Annotated in this window: 15 protein-coding genes; 2 read left to right on the top strand and 13 right to left on the bottom strand. The window is 67.8% G+C overall.

Going from position 1 to position 19,234, the window contains the following annotated elements:
• Positions 1 to 127: 127 nt before the first annotated feature.
• The 7 genes from IPU70_RS27875 to IPU70_RS27845 form a co-directional block, all read right to left on the bottom strand.
• Positions 128 to 2,023, bottom strand: a complete 1,896-nt coding sequence (locus tag IPU70_RS27875) for an LTA synthase family protein (RefSeq protein WP_207472496.1) — start codon at positions 2,021 to 2,023, stop codon at positions 128 to 130.
• Between the two features lie 150 nt (positions 2,024 to 2,173).
• Positions 2,174 to 2,902, bottom strand: coding sequence for a FadR/GntR family transcriptional regulator (locus IPU70_RS27870; RefSeq protein WP_207472495.1), 729 nt, complete (start codon positions 2,900 to 2,902; stop codon positions 2,174 to 2,176).
• A gap of 77 nt (positions 2,903 to 2,979) precedes the next feature.
• Positions 2,980 to 3,714, bottom strand: coding sequence for a phosphatase PAP2 family protein (locus tag IPU70_RS27865; RefSeq protein WP_207472494.1), 735 nt, complete (start codon positions 3,712 to 3,714; stop codon positions 2,980 to 2,982).
• A 63-nt stretch (positions 3,715 to 3,777) separates the two neighbouring features.
• A complete protein-coding gene (locus tag IPU70_RS27860) occupies positions 3,778 to 5,148 on the bottom strand; it encodes a HAMP domain-containing sensor histidine kinase (RefSeq protein WP_207472493.1) in 1,371 nt (456 codons plus the stop codon).
• Entirely contained in the window at positions 5,145 to 5,861 is a 717-nt protein-coding gene (locus IPU70_RS27855) for a response regulator transcription factor (protein WP_207472492.1), read from the bottom strand. The genes IPU70_RS27860 and IPU70_RS27855 overlap by 4 nt, the downstream gene beginning before the upstream one ends.
• Positions 5,862 to 5,886: 25 nt before the next feature.
• On the bottom strand, positions 5,887 to 7,302 hold the full coding sequence (locus IPU70_RS27850; RefSeq protein WP_207472491.1) for an FAD-binding oxidoreductase: 1,416 nt from the start codon (positions 7,300 to 7,302) through the stop codon (positions 5,887 to 5,889).
• Positions 7,303 to 7,419: 117 nt separating this feature from the next.
• Positions 7,420 to 8,049, bottom strand: coding sequence for a BPTD_3102 family carboxylase-like protein (locus IPU70_RS27845; protein ID WP_207472490.1), 630 nt, complete (start codon positions 8,047 to 8,049; stop codon positions 7,420 to 7,422).
• A gap of 332 nt (positions 8,050 to 8,381) precedes the next feature.
• On the opposite strand from IPU70_RS27845, the gene IPU70_RS27840 reads away from it, so the two are divergent.
• Together IPU70_RS27840 and pgi are read left to right on the top strand one after the other, a co-directional pair.
• Positions 8,382 to 9,773: a phosphomannomutase/phosphoglucomutase gene (locus IPU70_RS27840; protein ID WP_207472489.1), complete on the top strand. Its 1,392-nt coding sequence runs from the start codon at positions 8,382 to 8,384 to the stop codon at positions 9,771 to 9,773.
• 7 nt (positions 9,774 to 9,780) lie between these two features.
• Positions 9,781 to 11,334, top strand: coding sequence for a glucose-6-phosphate isomerase (pgi, locus tag IPU70_RS27835; RefSeq protein WP_207472488.1), 1,554 nt, complete (start codon positions 9,781 to 9,783; stop codon positions 11,332 to 11,334).
• A 26-nt stretch (positions 11,335 to 11,360) separates the two neighbouring features.
• Here the strand turns inward: pgi and IPU70_RS27830 are convergent, their stop codons facing one another.
• Genes IPU70_RS27830 through murJ form a run of 6 tightly spaced genes read right to left on the bottom strand, consistent with a single transcriptional unit; the run spans position 11,361 to position 19,233 of the window.
• Positions 11,361 to 12,494 (bottom strand): glycosyltransferase family 4 protein, encoded by a 1,134-nt coding sequence (locus IPU70_RS27830; RefSeq protein ID WP_207472487.1) that lies wholly within the window; start codon positions 12,492 to 12,494, stop codon positions 11,361 to 11,363.
• Positions 12,491 to 13,648 carry a glycosyltransferase gene (locus IPU70_RS27825; RefSeq protein ID WP_207472486.1) on the bottom strand — a complete coding sequence of 386 codons (1,158 nt, stop codon included), beginning with the start codon at positions 13,646 to 13,648 and terminating at the stop codon, positions 12,491 to 12,493. The genes IPU70_RS27830 and IPU70_RS27825 overlap by 4 nt, the downstream gene beginning before the upstream one ends.
• Positions 13,645 to 14,760, bottom strand: coding sequence for a glycosyltransferase family 4 protein (locus IPU70_RS27820; RefSeq protein ID WP_207472485.1), 1,116 nt, complete (start codon positions 14,758 to 14,760; stop codon positions 13,645 to 13,647). The genes IPU70_RS27825 and IPU70_RS27820 overlap by 4 nt, the downstream gene beginning before the upstream one ends.
• Positions 14,761 to 14,763: 3 nt before the next feature.
• Positions 14,764 to 16,695: an asparagine synthase (glutamine-hydrolyzing) gene (gene asnB, locus IPU70_RS27815; protein ID WP_207472484.1), complete on the bottom strand. Its 1,932-nt coding sequence runs from the start codon at positions 16,693 to 16,695 to the stop codon at positions 14,764 to 14,766.
• Positions 16,696 to 16,740: 45 nt separating this feature from the next.
• Positions 16,741 to 17,883: a glycosyltransferase family 4 protein gene (locus IPU70_RS27810; RefSeq protein ID WP_207472483.1), complete on the bottom strand. Its 1,143-nt coding sequence runs from the start codon at positions 17,881 to 17,883 to the stop codon at positions 16,741 to 16,743.
• Positions 17,884 to 19,233, bottom strand: coding sequence for a murein biosynthesis integral membrane protein MurJ (murJ, locus tag IPU70_RS27805; protein ID WP_207472482.1), 1,350 nt, complete (start codon positions 19,231 to 19,233; stop codon positions 17,884 to 17,886).
• Position 19,234: the final 1 nt, after the last annotated feature.

Raw genomic sequence — 19,234 nt, 5'->3', positions numbered from 1 at the left:
ACGAAGATGACGAAGGGGCAGTCCGGAGCGAAGGCTCCGGACCGCAATCGTTGCCCCGCGCGCCCCAGGCCCCCGACGCCCCAAGCGCCTTAAGAGAACCTGCAACGTCCCGCATAAAAAGGCCACCTCAAGGCAACCGATACCGCTCTTCCCGATAAGCCCAACTAGCCCACAACGCATGCGCCAAGGCCTCTTCCGAGAGCTGAGAATCCAAAGGCTCCACCGGCGCATAAACCTCGTCACGCCCCACCGGCGCCGCCTCATACCGAAACTGCCGCGGCGGCTTCGAAGGCTCCAGCACCAGCAGTTGATCCCCCTGCAGATACCCGAAATTATCCGCGTACTGCATCATCGCCCGGTTCGGATCCCGCTGCGTCAGATCCACGCCCAACATGGGATTCACATTGTCCAGCCCGATCAAGGACAACATGGTAGGCGCCATGTCGATCTGGCTCACCAACCGCTCATCCTGCCGCGGCGCAACCCCCGCCCCCAGAATCAGCGCAGGAATCTGGAAATGCCGCACCGGCACCGGAATGGAGCCATAGACCCGCGAATCGTGATCCGCGATCACCAGGAACACCGTGTTGTCCCAATACGGCGCCTTGCGCGCCTTGTCGAAAAACTGCCCCAGCGCCCAGTCCGCATAGCGCACCGTGTTATCCACCGTCGCCGGATCGCCCACCGGCTTGATGCGCCCTTCCGGATACTCCCACGGCGAATGGTTGGATACCGAGAACGCCAGCGTGAACACCGGCTTGTCGCCATCCGCGCGCAACAGCCGGTCCACCTGGTTGAACATGTCCTCGTCCGACGCCCCCCAAGACCCCTCGAACACCGGATTCACGAACTTCGGACGATCCACGATTTCATCGAAACCGTTGCCCAGGAAAAACGCCCGCATATTGTCGAAGTGGGACTCGCCCCCGTACACGAAACGTGAATGGTAGCCATGCTTGCCCAGCACCTGAGCCAGCGTGAAGAACCCCGTCTGCGAGCGCGGCAACTTCACCACCGCGTCCGCCACGCTCGGCAGAAACCCCGCCGTGACCGCCTCGATGCCCCGCACCGAGCGCGTGCCCGTCGCATAGGCCCGATGGAACATCCAGCCTTCCTTGCCCAGCCGGTCGATATTCGGCGTCAGATCGCGCCCGCCCAGACTGCCCACATACTGCGCGCCCAGGCTCTCCTGCAGGATGATCACCAGGTTCAGCGGCTTGTCCCGGCGCACCGTCGCCTTCTGCTCGTGCAGGCTGGGATAGCGCGGATCCAGCGGCGCGCCCGTCAGCCCGGCCTTCTCGCGCACGATGGCATTCATCTCATCCACGGCCATCTTGGGATACATGGCGGCCGATGAGCGTTCGTCCCGCATCCGGTAGGCCGCATCAAACACGCTGTACAAGGAATTCAGCGCCAGCGCATTCACCATGGCGTCGGAACTGTAGGCCACCTTGGCCGGATTGATCGGCCGATGCTCCAGCGTGCCGCGCGCGCCCAGGAACACCAGCGCCAGGATCACGAACGACGCCACCGGCCGCTTCCACCACGACATGAACGGATCGCGCACGCGGGTAGGGAATAGCCGGACCGACAGCCAGGCGGCCAAGACCAGCACCACCAAGGCCGCCAACAGCACGCCCTTGTAGCCCTGCCACAGCATCGACCCGACTTCCTTCGGGTTGAGCAGATAGATGAAATAGAGCCGGTTGGGCCGCGTGTCGTACTCCGCGATGAACTGCGGCGTGGAGACTTCCAGCAGCACATACAGCATCCACCAGACGCGGAACCACCAGGCGGTAATACGGGCCGCCAGCGGCCGGTGTCCGAACCACGGTGAAAACACCGCCGGCAACGCGATCACCATGGACATCAGGCAGACGTCGATGCGCAGCCCGCCCAGCAGCAGCGGACCCAGCCCACCGGCCGCCTCGACCCGGTCCCACATCCAAAAGGCCAGGCCCAGCCGCGACAGCGTCAGCAGCGCCAGGACGGCGATAACGAACCGTAGCGTCAGACGGCGCATGCGAGCGCCCTCCGCTGGCGCCGCAACGCCCGGTCAGAAGTGGAAGAAATACCGCCGTGTATGCCGAGCAGAGCCATGCCGCCTCGTGGTCCGAAATTTGAAAACGCGCAAAGATTAACGCGGTTTGGCGCGAGCCACCGGCGGACGTCCCTACTGGGCGCGCCGCAGCCGCTCGCGACTGTTGCTCAGATGCGTGCGCATGGCCGCGCGCGCAGCCTCCGCGTCCTGACGCTGGATCGCGCCGTAGATGTCCTCGTGTTCGAGGTTCACGCGCGCCAGATAGGCGGCGCGGTCCTCGTGCGCGAACTTCGCCGAATTGATGCGGGTACGCGGAATGATGGCCGAACCCAGATGCGACATGAGGTCCGCGAAATAGCGGTTGTCCGTGGCTTGCGCGACCAGCAGATGGAACTGGAAATCCGGCGTGACCGTGTCCCCGCCGCCGTCCAGCGCGCTTTTGAAGGCGTCCAGCGCGCGCCTCATTTCCACGAGCTGTGCCGCACTGCGCCGGGCCGCGGCCAGGCCGGCAGCCTCGCTCTCCAGGCAGATGCGCAGCTCCAGCAGCACCAGCACGTCCCGCACCGTGGCGATGTCGGCGGGATCCACGCGGAAGTCGCTGCCGCCGCTGGGCTCCAGCGCATAGGTACCCACGCCATGGTGCGTCTCGACCAGGCCCGATGCCTGCAACCGGGACAGCGCCTCGCGCACCACCGTCCGGCTGACGCCGAACTGGCGCATGATCCCGGATTCCGTCGGCAACTTGTCGCCGGGCCGGATGTCCCCGCCACGGATGCGCTCCGTGATGCTCTCGACCAGCCCCTGAGCCAGGTTCCGGGGACGACGCCGCGGCGTGACGGGAGTATCGGCGGGAACGTTCATTGGGAATTATCCGAAAGCAGTTGAGCACGGCCCGGGGCCGAGCGTCGGCGCTCATTGTACTTTGGGGCGTCCCGCGGCTAGCGGTTCGGCCGGCTGGCAGCCGGCCGGGCCACGATGAGGGGATAGAAAAACAGGGTCGCCAGGAACCACATCAGCGCCGCGGACCAGAGCGTCTGGCTGAGGAAATGGGCGCCCTGCAGGACGCGCACCACGGAAAAACCCACACCGGCTGCGATGCCCACGGCCAAACCCCACCAGCGCCAGGCTGGGCGACCCAGCGCCCAGCCCACGAAATACAGGGTCAGCATCGAAAAGCCGGCGCCAGCGTGGCCGCTAGGCAAGGCGCCGCCCGCCCCGGTCCGAGCCCAGGTCCACCAGTGCGACGGATAGGGGGTATAGCCGCCCAGGAAGTCCAAGTCATAGGGCCGGGGCAGCGTCGTGTAATGCTTCAACTGGTTCACCAGCACTTGCCCGGTCAGGCAGGTCGCCGCCAGCGCCAGCGCCGGCCCGCGCCACGCCCGCCAGGCCGGAACGCGATAGCTCACCGCCACCACCCCCACGGCGGCCAGCCCTATCCCGATGGGCAAGGCCAGCACCATGCGGTGGCCGACCAGTTCCAGCCAACGATTCAGGCGCAGTGGAAAATCGTCCAACGCCGGATCGAACAGCGCCCGGGCGATGCGCAAGTCCAGCCCGGAAGCATTGGCCCACCACGCCAGACAGGCCAGCGCCAGCGTGACCGCGATGATATGGCTGAACAGATACGAGGCCGGCGTCGGCTGGCGCAGCGCGGGCGGCGATAAGGGCGGCATGGTGGGCGGCAGGCGGACCGTCAGGCAAACGGGCAGCTTAGGCCGTGGACAGTCGAACTTTCGTCAAATTTGGCCCTGCGCCCCGTCCGCCATCTCCATCGACCGCCCCTGGCCAGCGTCGAAACGCAGCGTGAAGCAGGTGCCGCGCTGCTCGCTCTGCCGCGAGGAATCGACCGTCAGCGACCAGCCTTGCATGTCGCAGACGCGCTTGGCGATCGCCAGCCCCAGGCCGCGCGCCGTCTCGTCGGCGCTGCCCGCCCCGGAGTCTCGCATGCGGCCGCTGTAATAGCGGCGGAACAGGAACGGCAGGTCCTCGGCGGCGATACCCTTGCCGTCGTCGCGCAATTCCAGCGCGCCGTCGGCCGCAATGCTCGCGGTCAGCGTCGCCGGCGCGGCATGCTCGACCGCGTTGCGGACCAGATTGCGCAAAACGGTCAGCAAGGCGTAGCGGTCCAGGGAGCGAACCTGACCGGCGGAAATCCGGTTGTCGAACCCCAGCTTGGCCAAGCCCGCCTGGGCTTCATAGCCGCGCCAGGCATTGTCCATGCATTCCGCGAGGTCGACCGGCTCCGCCGGGCGCAGTTCATCGCGCGCCATGGCTCGCGCGCTCTCCAGCGACACGATCACATCGTCCACGTTGTCCACCACGCGGGTCAGGCGCTGGCGCTGGTCCGGGGTCAGCGCCTGCGTCAGCAGCATCAATTCGCTGTCCGAACGGATCGCGGCCAAGGGCGTGCGCACCTCATGGCTGAGGTTGCCCGCGAATTCGCGCTCGCGGGCAATCGACCTGTCCACCTGGTTCTGCACCCGGTTGAAGGCCTCTATCAGCCGGCCCGCCTCGTCGTCGCGGGTCACCGCCATGTCGGGCGACCCCGGCGCCCAGGTCGCCAGCCGGTCGGTCAGGTCCAGCAGCGGGCCGACCGCGATGGCGGCCACGCGCCGCGACAGCGCGTAGGCGCCCACCACACAAATGGCGCCCACCCCCAGAACGATCAAGCCGAAGTCATGCACCCGCCCTTCGTTCTCGGTGGCGTCGTACAGCAGGTACACCTTGGCACGCGCCGTTTCGGCCACCATCACGTGCCAGGTGTAAGCGCCCGGCTCGACCAGGTGCAGGCCGCTATCCAGGGATTCGATTTCCTGGGGCATGCCGGCGGGGCGCTTGCCCTCCACGCTGACCCAGGCCCGCATGGAGCCGCCCAACTCGCGCACGCCATCGCGCGGCAGGAAACCGTCGCTGACGCGCGCGTGCTGCACCAGCCGGTCCATTTCGGTATTGAGGATGTCGTTGACCAGATCGTCTTCCATCTGGTCGAAGGTCAGGTAGGCCAGCAGGGCCAGCGCCGTCACGAACAGCGCCACGGTTCCGGTCAGCGCCCACACCACGCGCTGAGTCAGGGTGCCCCCGGCAGAGGCCGAAGAAACGCCGCTCATCTCGCCGCCCCGGCTTCCAGCGTCAGGCGCCAGCCGGTTCCGTGTATGGTCTCGATGCCGTCGAAACCGGCATCGGCCAAGGCGCGGCGCAACAGGTGGACCTGGCTGCGCAAGGCGTCCGACGAAGGCGGCTCGTTGCCCCAGAGCGTGGATTCCAGCTCCTCGCGCGACACCACCCTGCCGGGATCGCGCAATAGCGCTTCGATGATGAGGCCGGCCTTGCGCGTCAGATGCACGGGGTTGCCGTTGACCGACACGGCGCGGTTACGGGTGTCGTAGGACAAGGGGCCGAACGCCCGCACCGCGTCCACCGTCGCGCCCTTGGCGCGCTGGATCAGCGCGATCAGGCGCGCTTCCACCTCCAGCAGCGCGAAGGGCTTGGTCAGGTAATCGTCGGCGCCATGCGAGAACCCGGCCAGCTTGTCTTCCAGGCTGTCCCGCGCCGTCAGCATCAGCACCGGCACGTCCACGCGCCTGTCATTGCGCAGCGTGTGCAGTACCGCGTTGCCATCCATGCCGGGCAGGCCGATGTCCAGGATCAGGGCGTCGAAACGCTGCTCTTTCAGCCGCTCCAGCGCGGCCGGCCCCGAATAGGCGGCGTCGGGCAGGAAGCCCCGCGCCTCCAGGAAAGTGTACAGATTGCCGGAGATGACGGGGTCATCCTCGACGATCAACACCCTGAAATTCGCGCCCGCCGCGGGACTTATTGCCATGGTTGATGTCCTCTGTCGTGCGCGGTCAGGCCCGCAGCACCTTGCCCGGATTCATCAGCCCTTGCGGGTCCAGCGCGCGCTTGATCCTGCGCATCAGATCCAATTCGACGGCGCTCTTGTAGCGCGGCAGCTCGTCGAGCTTGAGCTGACCGACGCCATGTTCCGCGCTGATCGAACCGTTGTGCGCGTGCACGCTGTCGTGCACCACGCCGTAGATATCGCCTTGCAGCGCCAGCAGCTCGGCCTCGGTCTGCCCCGGCGCGTGGGCCACGTTGTAATGCAGGTTGCCGTCGCCCAGGTGGCCGAAGATCACGTGGCGCACGCCCGGAAAGCGCGCCTGCAGCAAGGCGTTGGTCTTGTGCACGAAAGCGGCGATGGCGGAGATCGGAATCGACACGTCATGCTTGACCGACTTGCCCAACTCCGCCTCGGCCAGCGGAATGCTCTCGCGCAGATGCCACAGCGCCTTGCTTTGCGCCACGTTCGCGGCGATGGCGGCATCGTTCACCAGCCCGCTCTCGATGGCCTCGCCCAGCACGGTCTCGAAGCGTTCGCGCGCATGCGCCTCGCTTTCGCTGTCGGACAACTCCAACAGGGCGAACCACGGCGACGCGGCGGAATTCCCCTCGAAGGGCAGGCGCTGCTGCGGGAACAAGCGCACGACCGCCTGCAAGCAGGCGCCGCTCATCAGTTCAAAACCAGTCAGCGCGGCGCCGAAGCCCGCGCGGGCGCGCGACAGCAATTCGACGGCCTGGTCGATACCATCCAGCGTCAGCAGTGCCGTGCACGAAGCCACCGGCCTTGGAAACAGTTTCAACGTTGCGGCGGTGATGATGCCCAGCGTACCTTCGCTGCCTATGTACAGGTCGCGCAGGTCGTAGCCGGTGTTGTCCTTGCGCAGCCCGCGCAGGCCGTTCCAGATCTCGCCTTCGGCGGTCACGACCTCCAGGCCCAGCGTCAGTTCGCGCGTGTTGCCATAGCGCAGCACCTGCGTGCCGCCGGCATTGGTCGCGAGGTTGCCGCCTATGGTGCAGCTGCCTTCCGCGGCCAGGCTCAACGGAAACAGCCGGCCGGCGGCCGCCGCCGCGTCCTGCACCGCCTGCAGGACGCAGCCCGCCTCCACGGTAATCGTGTCGTTGTCGGTATCCAGCGCGCGCACGGCGGTCAGGCGGGCGGTGGACAGGATCACCGCGCTGCCGGACAGGTCGGGCGTGGCGCCCCCGCACAAGCCGGTGTTGCCGCCTTGCGGCACCACCGGCACGCCATGCTTGGCGCACAGTTTCACGGCGGCAGCCACTTCCGCGGTCGAGCCTGGACGGATCACCGCCAGCGCCGCGCCTCGATAGCGGCGCCGCCAATCCAGCACATATGTGTCGGCGTCCGTGCCCGTCAGCACGTGGGAAGCGCCCAGAAGGGACTGTAGATCGCTCAGCAAGGTCATATGCGCCGCACTCGTAAGGCCTGGTCGCCCCAGGCTAGGGATGTGCGGACTATTGTAGGGGCTGAAATGCCCCGGGCGCGGCCCGGCGGACTCGCGCTGTCCGCCGGAAAAAACAGTTCAGCCGACCGCCTGGTCCAGCCGCGCCCCAGTCAGGCCTGAGCAATAGGCCCGGGAGGCGATGCGGTTCATGAGAAAAGCCCGATCCACGCCCGCGGGGCCGGGCATTTCCGACAAGGCGCGATAGGCGCGGCGCAGGACCTCGCCCCGGGTCTCGCCGCACACCAGCAGCCGCGTGCACGGCAGGCGGCGGTCCACGCAGCCGTCGATACGCACTTCCAGCGCATGGGCGGCGACCGGCTCGCAGTCATGCACGGCCGCGCCGGAATGGGCCTGCGCCTGCGCGTCGATCACGCGGAACACGCCGCTGCGGTCGTCCAGCGCGAAGGCGACGGTACCCATGCCTTGCCAGCCACGGTCCCGCGCCACGTCGGCGGCGACGGTGCGCAAGGCGCTTTCCACGGAAACAGCAAGGTGCGGCGCCGGGGATTCGGCGATCAGGACGCGGGCGTCGCGCCAGACGCAGCGCTCCCAGGCCCGGCCCGTGGCCAGACCGCCCGCTTCGGAAACGTACACGTGGATGTCGAGCCGGCGCTCGCGGCCCGCGGCCGGTCCGGCGTGATCCGTGGGCGGACCCCGCCGGCTTGAGGCGCCCCTGGATGACATGACAGTAGAAACTTTGGCGCCCATGGCCCCTCCCCGGTCTTTCTGCTTGCATAGCAAGCGTATCACCTTCGGAGGATGAGCAAGTTTTATGCCACGCGCCGCTCCCCGGGCCAACCCCGGAAATTGCCCTCGCGCCGCACCGGAACAAGGCGCCGACGCCTGCGCACGCACCAGATCAGGGCGGACGCCCTGCCGTAGCGCAAGGACGGAAAACGCCCTACGCCGTCTGCCGGATGAAGGGGGAGCGCCAATGGGGGATAATTCCGCTTTATTCCCTAGCCAGGCGCGTTTTGATACACGGGTTTGCCAGAATCCGCGCCAGAACCCGAACTGCAACCCCTCATCAAGGAACCGCCGTGGGCAACAACACGCAATTTCCGGGATCGGTCTTCAAGGCCTATGACATCCGCGGCACCGTGCCCGACCTGATCGACGCCCGCTTCGCCCGCGCCCTGGGCGCGGCGCTGGCCGCCCGCGCGCGCGAACAAGGCGTGCAGACCCTGGTCGTCGGCCGCGATGGCCGCCTGAGCAGCGAAATGCTGTCGGTGGCGCTGCAGGAAGGCATGCTGGAAGGCGGCGTGGACACCCTGGACATCGGCATGGTGCCCACCCCCCTGGTCTACTTCGCCGCCAACGTCATGCAGACCGGCTCGGGTGTCGCCATCACCGGCAGCCACAACCCGCCCAAGTACAACGGCTTCAAGATGATGATGGGCGGCCGCGCGCTCTACGGCGAGGACGTGCAGACCCTGGCCGCCAGCATGAACGGCGCCGCCAGCGCCCCGGCGGCGCGGCCCGGCGTGCGCCGCCAGCTGGACCTGGTGGCCGCCTACATCGCGCGCGTGGCATCGGGCGTCAAGCTGGCGCGTCCCATGAAGATCGCCATCGATTGCGGCAACGGCGTGGCTGGCGCAGTCGCCCCGGCGCTGTTCCGCGCCCTGGGCTGCGAAGTCACCGAACTGTTCTGCGAAGTGGACGGCACCTTCCCCAATCATCATCCCGATCCCGCCGAGCCCAAGAATCTGCAGGACCTGATCAAGTGCGTGGCCGAGACCGACTGCGAGCTGGGCCTGGCATTCGACGGCGACGGCGACCGCCTGGGCGTGGTGACCAAATCGGGCCAGATCGTCTGGCCGGACCGTCAACTGGTGCTGTTCGCCCGCGATGTGCTGGACCGCAACCCGGGCGCGACCATCATCTATGACGTGAAATGCAGCCGGCATGTCGGCCTGTCGGTCGAGGCCGCCGGCGGCGTGCCGCTGATGTGGAAGACCGGCCATTCGCTGGTGAAGGCCAAGCTGGCCGAGACCGGCGCTCCGCTGGCCGGCGAGATGAGCGGCCACATCTTCTTCAAGGAGCGCTGGTACGGCTTCGACGACGGCCTCTACACGGGCGCCCGCCTGCTGGAGATCGTGTCGCGCTACGCCGACCCCTGCGCGGTGCTGGAAGCCCTGCCGCAAGACGTTTCCACGCCCGAACTGAAGCTGGAAATGGAAGAAGGCCAGCCTTTCACCCTGGTCCAGGCCCTGCAGGACCAGGGGCAGTTCCCCGGCGCGGACCGTGTGATCACGATCGATGGCGTGCGCGCGGAGTATCCGGACGGCTTCGGCCTGGCCCGCCCCTCGAACACCACTCCCGTCGTGGTGCTGCGCTTCGAGGCGCAGACGCCGGCGGCGCTGCAACGCATACAAGCCGACTTCCGCCGCGAGCTGAGCAAGCTCGCGCCCCAAGCCGATCTGCCTTTTTAGATTGCCCATGTCCTTATCGAACAGCCCTGCCTGGCAACAGTTCATCACGGCCACGCGCGCCGCGCCGTGCCGCGGCGAGCAATTGCGCCTCATCAGTGCGCCCGGGCTGCGCCTGGACCTGAGTGCGCAGGCGTATTCTCCAGACCTGCAAAAAGCCGAGGCCGCACTGCTCGCGCAACAAGGCTTCGACGCGGCCCGGGCCTGCCTGTTCGACGGCGGCAACGCCAACTGGACCGAACAACGCCCCGCCTGGCACACGGCCCTGCGCGCGCCTCAACCGCCCGCCAGGGTGGCCAAGGCCGTGCTGGCCGAGCGCGAGCGCATGCGAGAATTCGTGCGCCAGGCCGACGCGGGCGGACGCTATGGCAATGTGCTGCACCTGGGCATAGGCGGCAGCGACTGGGGGCCGCGGCTGGTCACGCGCGCCCTGCGCCACGGCGGCGCGCGGCGCGAAGTGCGTTTCGCGTCCAACGTGGATTCGCATTCGGTTGCGGACGCGATGAGCCGGCTGGACCCGCACGATACCCTAGTCATCGTCGCCTCCAAGTCATTCACCACGACCGAGCCGCTGGCCAACGCCGAAGTCGCCATGAATTGGCTGCGCGACGCCGGCGTGGCCGATCCGATCAAGCAGGTCGTGGCGGTCACCGCCAACGTCGAGGCGGCCCTGAATCTGGGCATCCTGCCCGACCACATCTTCCAGATCTGGGACTGGGTGGGTGGACGCTATTCGCTCTGGTCCGCGATCAGCCTGCCGGTCGCGCTGGCGCTGGGCACCGACGCGTTCGACCAGTTGCTGGCGGGCGCCGCCGCCATGGACGAGCACTTCCGCACCGCGCCCATCGAGGAAAACGCGCCCGTCCAGCTGGCGCTGGCGGGCGTCGTGAACCGCAGCGTGCTGGGCTACGACTCCCTGGTGATCGCGCCCTACGATTCGCGGCTCTATCACATCGTGCCTTGGGCCCAACAGCTGGAAATGGAATCGCTCGGCAAGGTCGCCACCGCTGACGGCAGCCCGGCAGGCGTGCCCACCGGCCCGGCGGTCTGGGGCATGTCCGGCACCGACTGCCAGCACACCTTCTTCCAATGGCTGCACCAGGACACCCGGGGCGCTCCCGTCGACTTCATCCTGTGCGAAAAGCCCGACCACGCCTACGCGCGGCACCATGAGCTGCTGATCGCCAACTGCCTGGCGCAACGTTCCGCGCTGCTGCGCGGCAAGTCCTTCGAGGAAGCGCTGGCCGAAACCTCCGCCATTGAAAGCGATCCGGACCGCGCGCGACTGCTGGCACAGCACCGCGTCCACCCGGGCGGACGGCCGTCCTCGCTCATCGTCCTGCCGCACCTGGAGGCCTACACGCTGGGCGCGCTGCTGGCGCTGTACGAGCACAAGGTGTTCACCCAGGGCGTGGTGTGGGGCATCAATCCCTTCGACCAATGGGGCGTGGAATTCGGCAAGGCGTTGGCCAAAGGCATCATGCACGAGCTGAATTCGCAGCAAGCCAGCCAGCAAGATCCTTCCACCCGCTATTGGATCGACGCAATCACGCGCCGTCCCTGAGGACCGGCCAGCGCCGGCACTTCCGCTCAGGTGCCAAGCGCGTCGTAGATTTCCACTTGAATGCGCGCCACGCGCTCGATGTTGAACTCGCGCTCGGCCAGCGTCCTACCCGCGGCGCCCATGGACTGGCGCAAAGCGGGGTCCTCGGCCAGACGGGCAATGGCGTCCGCCAGCGCCTGCGCATCGCGCACCGGCACCAGCAGCCCGGTCTCGCCGGGTTCGATCGCATCGCGGCAGCCCGGAACGTCGGTGGTCACGACCGCCCGCGCGCAAGCGGCGGCCTCGATCAGCGATTTGGGCAGACCTTCCCGATAGGAAGGCAGCACGGCGATATGTGAAGCGGCGTACAGCGCGGCCACGTCGGAACGCTCGCCCAGCGCGCGCACGCAGCCTTCGCGCTGCCAGGCGTCCACATCGTCCGGCGTCGCCGAAGCGGGATTGCCGGCATCCACGCCGCCGACCAACTGCATCGTGACGGGCAAGCCGCGCTCGCGCAGCAGCCTTGCCGCCTGCACGAATTCCTGCACGCCCTTGTCGCGCAGCAGCCGCGCCACCATGGTGACCACGACCGGCGGCGCCGGCGGTTCGGGCTGGGCACTGTATTCGTTCAGGTCCACGCCCGCGCCACGGATCATGACGACCTGGGCGTCGCGCACGGCGCCCAGCGACTTGAGCAGGTCGCGGTCGCTGGCGTTCTGGAAGATCACGCGGCTGTTGGGATGGCCCAGCGCCAACCGGTACAGACGCGCCACCACGGCTCGCACCAGCTTCATCTTCAGCGAATTGGACAGGAACACGAAGCCCAGGCCGGAGATCGCCGCGACCATGCCCGGCACGCGCGTCAAGCGCGCGGCGATGCCACCGTAGAGCACGGGCTTGATCGTGACCAGATGCACGATCCGAGGCCGCAGGCGCCGGAACAAGCGGATCAAGGCCAGCAGCGTGCCCAGCTCCTGCAAGGGATGCTTGCCGCTACGCGTCATCGGAATCGCGTGGTGCGTCATGCCCAGCGCCTCGATATCAGCCACTGCGGGGCCGTCCATCGTGGCGACGTGCACCTCATAGCCCGCCTGTTGCGCGGCCAGCGCCACCGGTACGCGGTGCGACATGAAGAAAGCCGGATTGTTGACGACAAACAGCAGGCGGCGCGCGGCGCTCATGCTTGTGCTCCTGAAATGCGGCGCCACACCGCGATGTAGCTTTGCACCATGCGCGCAAGGTCGAAATTCTCCAGCACGCGGGCACGGCCCGCCTCGCCCGCGCGCTCTCGGCCACGCGAGGCCACCTCGCGCAGGGCCGTTTCGATGCCGCGAGCCAGCGCCTCGGACTGCTCCGGCGGCACCACCACGCCCGCATCGCCGACGATGTAGGCGGCGTCGCCCACATCCGTCACGACGCAGTAGACGCCGCAAGCCATGGCCTCGGCCACTACGTTGGGGAAGCCCTCGGCGCAGCTGGACAGCACATGCAGGTCCAGTCCATTCATCGCGGCAGGCACGTCGTCGCTAGGCCCCGCCAGCACCAGCCGGTCGCGCAAGCCCAGCCGGTCTATCAAGGCGGCCAGCTCGGCATTTGCCGGATCCATGCCGCGGCCTATCAGCACGCAACGCAGTCCGGCATCGCGGCCGTCGCGCACCAAGGCCGCGACAGCGCGCAGCAGGTTGGCATGATCCTTGAGCGGATCCCAACGGGCCACGCAACCGATGGCCGGCACGTCCTGCGGCAAGCCCCATTGCGCGCGCATGCGCACCCGGGCCTCGCCGTCGGGCGCATAACGCGACAGATCATAGCCATTGGCGATCACCACCATGCGCTCGCGCGCATAGCCCTTGTCGGCATGGCGCTGCGCCGACTTCTGGGCGGCGCACACAATAGCCTTCGGTATGCGGCCCGACAACAACGCGCATGCCCGCAGCACCATGCGCGCCGAACGGCTGCTGCGCTCCAGGTGTTCGCCGGAATTGCGGATGCCCCAGGCGATGGCGCGCACGCCAGCCAGGCGCGCCGCCAGGCCGCCGATCAGGTCGGCGTGGTACATCCAGGTCTGCACCGCGTCGGGACGCGTTGCGGCGATGAGCGCGCGCAACGCCAGGAAGCCGCCCAGGCTGACGCGCCCGCGCTTCATGCCCAGCGTATGCACGGCGATGCCCGCAGCGCGCAGGCGTTCGCCATAGATACCCTCGTCGGTGAGCGACACGACGACGTGCTCCACGTCCGCCTCGGGATAGGTGGCCAGGCGAAACAGCACGGACTCCGCGCCTCCCTGCCCCAGGCCGGTGATGATGTGCAGGACACGCAGCCGCCGCGCGTTCATCGCCCCTCCCGCACGGCATCGAACAATTCGTCCCACTCCGTCAGCACGCTGTCCAACGCGTAGCGCTGCCGCACCGCGAAAGCGCCACGCATGCCCAGTTGTTGGCGCAAGGAGAGGTCCCCCAGCAGGCGGCGCAGGGCCTCGCGCAGGGCATCGCGATTGCCGGCGGGTACCAGCAAGGCATCCTCGCCGTTGCGCGTCATTTCGCGCGGCCCGCTAGGGCAATCGAATGCCACGCAGGGCAGCCCCAGCGACATGGCTTCCAACAACACATTGGGGAAGCCCTCCACCAGGGAACTCAGCACGAAAGCCTGCCCGCGCGCGAGCGCATCCCAGGGCGCCTCGGTCCGGCCAGGCAGGCTGACGCGGGACTGCAGACCCAGGCGCGCGACCTGCTGCTCCAGCGCGCCGCGTTCGGGGCCTTCGCCCCAGATGCGCAGGTTCCAGCCAGGAAAATCAGGCGCCAGCTGCGCGAACACGTCGATCAGCAGGTCGAATTGCTTGTCGGTGACCAGGCGTCCCATCGCCAGCAGCTCGCGGGGCGCGTCATCTTCACGCTGCGGCACCATCGGCGCATCCAGCAGGGGCGCCGGCAAGGGATTGGGAATGACGGCCAGACGCTTGATGCCGCGCACCTGGCGGGCGAACGGGCCGGCGGTATCCTCCGCCTGCACCGTAACCATGTCGGCGCGGGGATACAGAACGCGGCGCAGCTTGCGCCACACCGTTCCCGTCGTGGTCTCGGCCACCGGGTTGGTGCGCTCGCAGACGATGAGCGGCACGCCCAGCCCGCGGGTGGCGAGGATGGCGGCCACGTTGACGTTGGTCAGAAAGGACACCACCACGTCCGGCTTGGACTCGCGGATGTGCCGGCGCAGCGTCAACAGACGCTTGAACGCGGCCATGGCGCCCGACACGCGCGTACCCGCCAGATCCGCCAGCCAGGCCAGTTCGACCTTGTCCGACAGCGGATAGAAGCAAGTTCCCTTGGACGAGTAGGTCGGCGTCAGGATGACGGAATCCCCGCGTTCGGCCCATGCGTTGACCAGCGTGGCGGCGACCCGTTCGGCACCGCCCGCATGCATGGAACTGACCAGCATCAAGATTTTCATGCGTCAAAGACTCCCAACCGTTCCTCCCTGCTCCTTGGCGCCGCGATAGCGGTCAAGCCAGGCCTGCATCATCAGTACACCCCACAGATGGCTGTCCCAGTTCCGATGGCCGGAGGTGTGCTCGCGCCACTTGCGCAGGATGGGCTCGGGTTCGAACCAGCCTTCCTGACGCAGGCGCGCCGGGTCCAGCAAGGCATCGGCCCACTCGCGCAGCGGGCCGCGCAGCCAAGCGGCCAGTGGCACGGCGAAACCGCGCTTGGGACGGTCCACCAGCGCCTGCGGCACATGCCGGTGCAGCACCTGGCGCAGCAGCCACTTGCCGGTGTTGCCGCGCACCTTGTATTGGTGCGGCAGGCTCCAGGCAAATTCATACACGCGGTGGTCGATCAGCGGCACGCGGGTTTCCAGGCTGACGGCCATGGCGGCGCGGTCCACCTTGACCAGGATGTCGTCCGGCAGGTAGGTCACCGTGTCCAGCTTCATCATGGCTTCGAAGGTGGAGCCTTGCATCGCCCGGGCGAATTCGGACACCGGCTCCACCCCGCCCTTCACCACGCTGGACGGCTCAGCCCAATACGACACGAAATGGCGGTAGAACTCGCCGCGCGTGTCGGCGCGCAGCAGCTCTCCCAGCTTGCCGACCTTGCCGCGCCAGGCGCCGCGCCCCGGCAGATGCGTGGATGCGCTGAGCAGCGCGCCGGCGGGCTTGCGCAGCAAGGCAGGAACGCGCTCGCATTGCTGCCACCAGTTGTTCACGCGGAAATAGCGCGAATAGCCACCGAAAAGTTCGTCGCCGCCGTCGCCGGACAAGGCTACCGTGACGTGCTGGCGCGCCATGCGCGTCACCAGCGAAGTCGGGATCTGCGACGAATCCGCGAACGGTTCATCGTACATGTCGGCCAGCGACGGCACCACGGCCAGCGCATCTTCCGCCGTCACGTACAGCTCGGTATGGTCGGTGCCCAGGTGCGTGGCCACGGCCTTGGCGTGCTGCGCCTCGTCGTAGCCTTTCTCGTGGAAACCGATGGCGAAGGTGCGCACGGGCTGCGAGCTCTGCGCCTGCATCAGCGCCACGATGGTGGACGAGTCGACGCCGCCCGACAGGAAAGCGCCCAGGCTCACATCCGACAGCATCTGGCCGCCGACCGCCTTGGACAGCACGCCCTCCAGCGCATCGGTGGCCTGCGCGTCGGATTCGAACGACAGCAGCGATTGCGCCGAGGTGTCGGCGGCCTCGCGGGCCGACCAGTACACGCGCGGCTCTGGCATGCGCCGGCTGCGGGTATCGTCGGCCGTGAATTCGACCCAGGTACCCGGCGGCAGCTTGGCGATGCCCTGGTAAATGGATTGCGGCGCCGGGATGTAGTTGTGCCGCATGAAAGACGCCAGGGCGTTGCGGTTCAACTCGCGGCCAAAGCCCGGAATCGGCATCAAGCCCTTGAGTTCCGATGCGAACACCAGTTCCGCGCCCGAATAGCCGTAGTACAGCGGCTTTTCGCCCATGCGGTCGCGCGCCAGCATCAGTTTGCGCGAGGCGCGGTCCCATAGCGCGATGGCGAACATGCCCACCGCGGCCTGCAGGGTAGCCTCGATGCCCAGGGCGGTGAAGCCCGCCAGCAGCGTTTCCGTGTCGGAATGGCCGCGCCAGGACGGCGCCAGCGCCGATTGCTCGAGCTGCTTGCGGATGTCCAGGTGGTTGTAGATCTCACCGTTGAACACCATGACATAGCGGCCGCAGGCCGACGTCATGGGCTGGTGGCCGGCCTCGGTCAGGTCGAGGATCGCCAGGCGCACGTGCGCCAGCGCCAGTTCGGCCTCGGTATCTTCCCAGAATCCGTTGCTGTCCGGCCCGCGGTGGCGGATGCGGCGGCAGCTTTCCGCCAACACCTGCGCCTTGTTCCCGACAGGGCCCCAAATCCCGACTATTCCGCACATGATGAAGTTCTCGTTATCACTGTAGCAACGGCGCGGCGCGCAGCCTCAACGGCCGGTTTCGCGCACGCCGTCAAAAAGTTCTTGCCATTTCTGCAGCACGCGCGCAGCCGAAAAACGGTCGCGCACGCCGGTCGCCGCCTGCGCCATGCGCAGACGGTCCGCGTCATTGCGCATGACGGCGTCCAGCGCCTGGCACAGCGCGGCCACGTCGCCATTGGGGCGTACCAGTACGCCATCCACGCCTTCGCGTATGATCTCGCGCGGCCCCGTGTCGCAATCGAACGATACGGCGGCCAGCCCGCTCGCCATGGATTCGAGCAAGGTATTGGACAGCCCCTCGAAGCGTGAAGTCAGCACGTACAGGTCGGCGCTGTCATACCAATCGCCGACGTTGCCCGCGCGCCCCGGCATGAAGACACGCGACTCCAGACCGGCCTCGCGCACCTGCGTCTCGAGGGCGCGCCTTTCGTCGCCCTCGCCCAGGATAACCAGATCCCAGCCGGGATGCGATGCCGCCAGTTGCGCGTAGGCCTGGATCAGCAGGTCGAAACCCTTGTCGGCGTGCAGACGGCCCACCGCCAGCAGCCGTTTGCGGCCGTCGCCCGACACGGGCGGCAGGACAGGCTCGGCGCGCGGCAATGGGAAGTGCACGGGGTTGGGGATGACGGCCAGCTTGCTGCCCGGCACATGCTGCGCCAACCAGTCGGCAGTGCCGCGGGTCAATGCAACCACGCTGGCCGCGCGCGGATACGTCAACCGGCGCAAGCGCTGCCAGAAGCCCGACAAAGTCTGCGAGGGAGGATGCGTATGCTCGGTCGCGACCACCTGGCAGGACAGGCCCGCGCAGGCCAGGACCGACAGCACCGAGGCGGTCGTCATCATGCCCAGCACGATATCCGGACGGAACGACTTGACCACGCGGCGCAAGGCGCGCAGCCGCTGCACATTGCTCCAGATGCCGCGCAGGCCGCCGCCCTCGCCCGCCGTATGCAGCACCTCGCGCCGCACCTTGGGATGCAGCGTGTAGACGTCACCCTCGGCGCTTGCCTGCGTCACCACCATCACCTCGCGGCCCATGTCCGCCCAATGCGCGCTCAGGTCGGCGGCCACGCGTTCCGCGCCGCCGCCATGCAGGGAATGGATGAACAGCAGGACACGCGGCGCCGGGCCGGTATCGGTCTCGGGCATTCAATCGGCCTCTTTGGGTTCAGCCTTGCGCATCGCCACCACCAGATAGCACGCAAAGGACAACAGATACATGAGGCTGGTCGCCAGCATGATGCCGGCTGCGCCCATCTTGGGCGCCAGCACGGTATTCAACACCGCCTTCAAGGCGAAATTGGCGACGGCGATGGCGGCCATCACGCGGTAGCGGTTCTGGCTGGCCAGCAATTGCACCAGGATCAGCACGCCGAAGTAGAACGGCAGTTGCAGCAGCCCCCAGCGAAACACGTGGGCCACGGCCTGGGTGTTCTCGGCGGTGAAGGCGCCGCGCTGGAACAGCACCGACACGCCCCAAGGCGCCAGCACCCACCCCACGGCGACGGCGACAGCCCCTGCAGCCACCATCAGCACCGACCATTTCAGGGCCATGCCGCGCGCGCGAGCGGTGTCGCCGCGCGCTTGCACGTCGGCCAACACGGGCAAGGCGGCGCGCCCGACCGACACGGCGCCAATCCCCAGCACCAGCGACAGCAGCCGGCTGGCGTAGCCCAGCGTGGCGTTGGCGTTCGCGCCCAGGTTGGCGGCAGCATACTGGTCCAACGGACCGACGAAGCTCATGGCGACCTGACCGATCAGCATCACGCCCGCGGCGCCCAGCAGTTCGGGCCAGTGCGGCGATTGCAGCGAGAGCCGGGGCGCGCCCCAGAAACCGCCGTCGGCGCGCGCCGCCAGCCAGGCCAGCCAGACGGTCTGGATGGCGTAACCCACCAGCGTGCCCCACAGCAGCGGCCCGACGCCGTCGGCGCTGGCGGCCAGCATCACCCAGGCCAGCGTCGCCACGGCGGGCACGCTGTCCAGCAAGGTATTGACGTGCCTTTCCTGCGCCCGCAGGCGCGCGGCGCTGATGCCGGCGATGAGCAGCAGCGCCGACACCGGGGCGAAGGCTGCAAGCAATTGGCCGGTCATGTCGCCCACGCGGGCCGACAAGCCCTGCCCCAGCACACCCAGCACTTGCGGCCAGGCGAACCAGGTCAACAGCGCCAACGCAATGCCCGCGGCGGCGACCCAGCCCTGCAGTTCGCCGATGAACAGGTTTCTTTCGGCGGCATCGGCGCGGCGCAGCCGCACCAGCACCGGAATCAGGACCACCGACAACACGCCCACGATGGTGACCGGCAGCCAGGTGGCCATGGTCATCGTGAACTGGTAGGCGTCCACGGCGTCGCTGACGCCGTAGCGGTACGCCACCGCCATCTCCTTGATGGCGCCGGCGGCCTTGCCCAGCAGCAGGAACACCGCCACCCGGAAGGCGCCCTTGAAGATGCGCTGGTGGTCCGGGTGGATGCTGCCGAGTTTTCTGACGAGTGCTTTCAAA

It is taken from the genome of Achromobacter sp. SD115, assembly GCF_017355315.1.
GTDB classification, from domain to species: Bacteria; Pseudomonadota; Gammaproteobacteria; order Burkholderiales; family Burkholderiaceae_B; genus Achromobacter; species Achromobacter xylosoxidans_B.
This window is presented reverse-complemented; position numbering and strand designations above follow the sequence as displayed.

Excerpts from the sequence above, each read along its gene's own strand:
- IPU70_RS27870 (WP_207472495.1), bottom strand. The coding sequence starts at position 2,902 with ATGAACGTTCCCGCCGATACTCCCGTCACGCCGCGGCGTCGTCCCCGG.
- asnB (WP_207472484.1), bottom strand. The coding sequence starts at position 16,695 with ATGTGCGGAATAGTCGGGATTTGGGGCCCTGTCGGGAACAAGGCGCAG.
- IPU70_RS27845 (WP_207472490.1), bottom strand. The coding sequence starts at position 8,049 with ATGGGCGCCAAAGTTTCTACTGTCATGTCATCCAGGGGCGCCTCAAGC.
- IPU70_RS27865 (WP_207472494.1), bottom strand. The coding sequence starts at position 3,714 with ATGCCGCCCTTATCGCCGCCCGCGCTGCGCCAGCCGACGCCGGCCTCG.
- IPU70_RS27810 (WP_207472483.1), bottom strand. The coding sequence starts at position 17,883 with ATGCCCGAGACCGATACCGGCCCGGCGCCGCGTGTCCTGCTGTTCATC.
- IPU70_RS27820 (WP_207472485.1), bottom strand. The coding sequence starts at position 14,760 with ATGAAAATCTTGATGCTGGTCAGTTCCATGCATGCGGGCGGTGCCGAA.
- IPU70_RS27825 (WP_207472486.1), bottom strand. The coding sequence starts at position 13,648 with ATGAACGCGCGGCGGCTGCGTGTCCTGCACATCATCACCGGCCTGGGG.
- IPU70_RS27830 (WP_207472487.1), bottom strand. The coding sequence starts at position 12,494 with ATGAGCGCCGCGCGCCGCCTGCTGTTTGTCGTCAACAATCCGGCTTTC.
- IPU70_RS27875 (WP_207472496.1), bottom strand. The coding sequence starts at position 2,023 with ATGCGCCGTCTGACGCTACGGTTCGTTATCGCCGTCCTGGCGCTGCTG.
- IPU70_RS27860 (WP_207472493.1), bottom strand. The coding sequence starts at position 5,148 with ATGAGCGGCGTTTCTTCGGCCTCTGCCGGGGGCACCCTGACTCAGCGC.
- IPU70_RS27850 (WP_207472491.1), bottom strand. The coding sequence starts at position 7,302 with ATGACCTTGCTGAGCGATCTACAGTCCCTTCTGGGCGCTTCCCACGTG.
- IPU70_RS27855 (WP_207472492.1), bottom strand. The coding sequence starts at position 5,861 with ATGGCAATAAGTCCCGCGGCGGGCGCGAATTTCAGGGTGTTGATCGTC.
- pgi (WP_207472488.1), top strand. The coding sequence starts at position 9,781 with ATGTCCTTATCGAACAGCCCTGCCTGGCAACAGTTCATCACGGCCACG.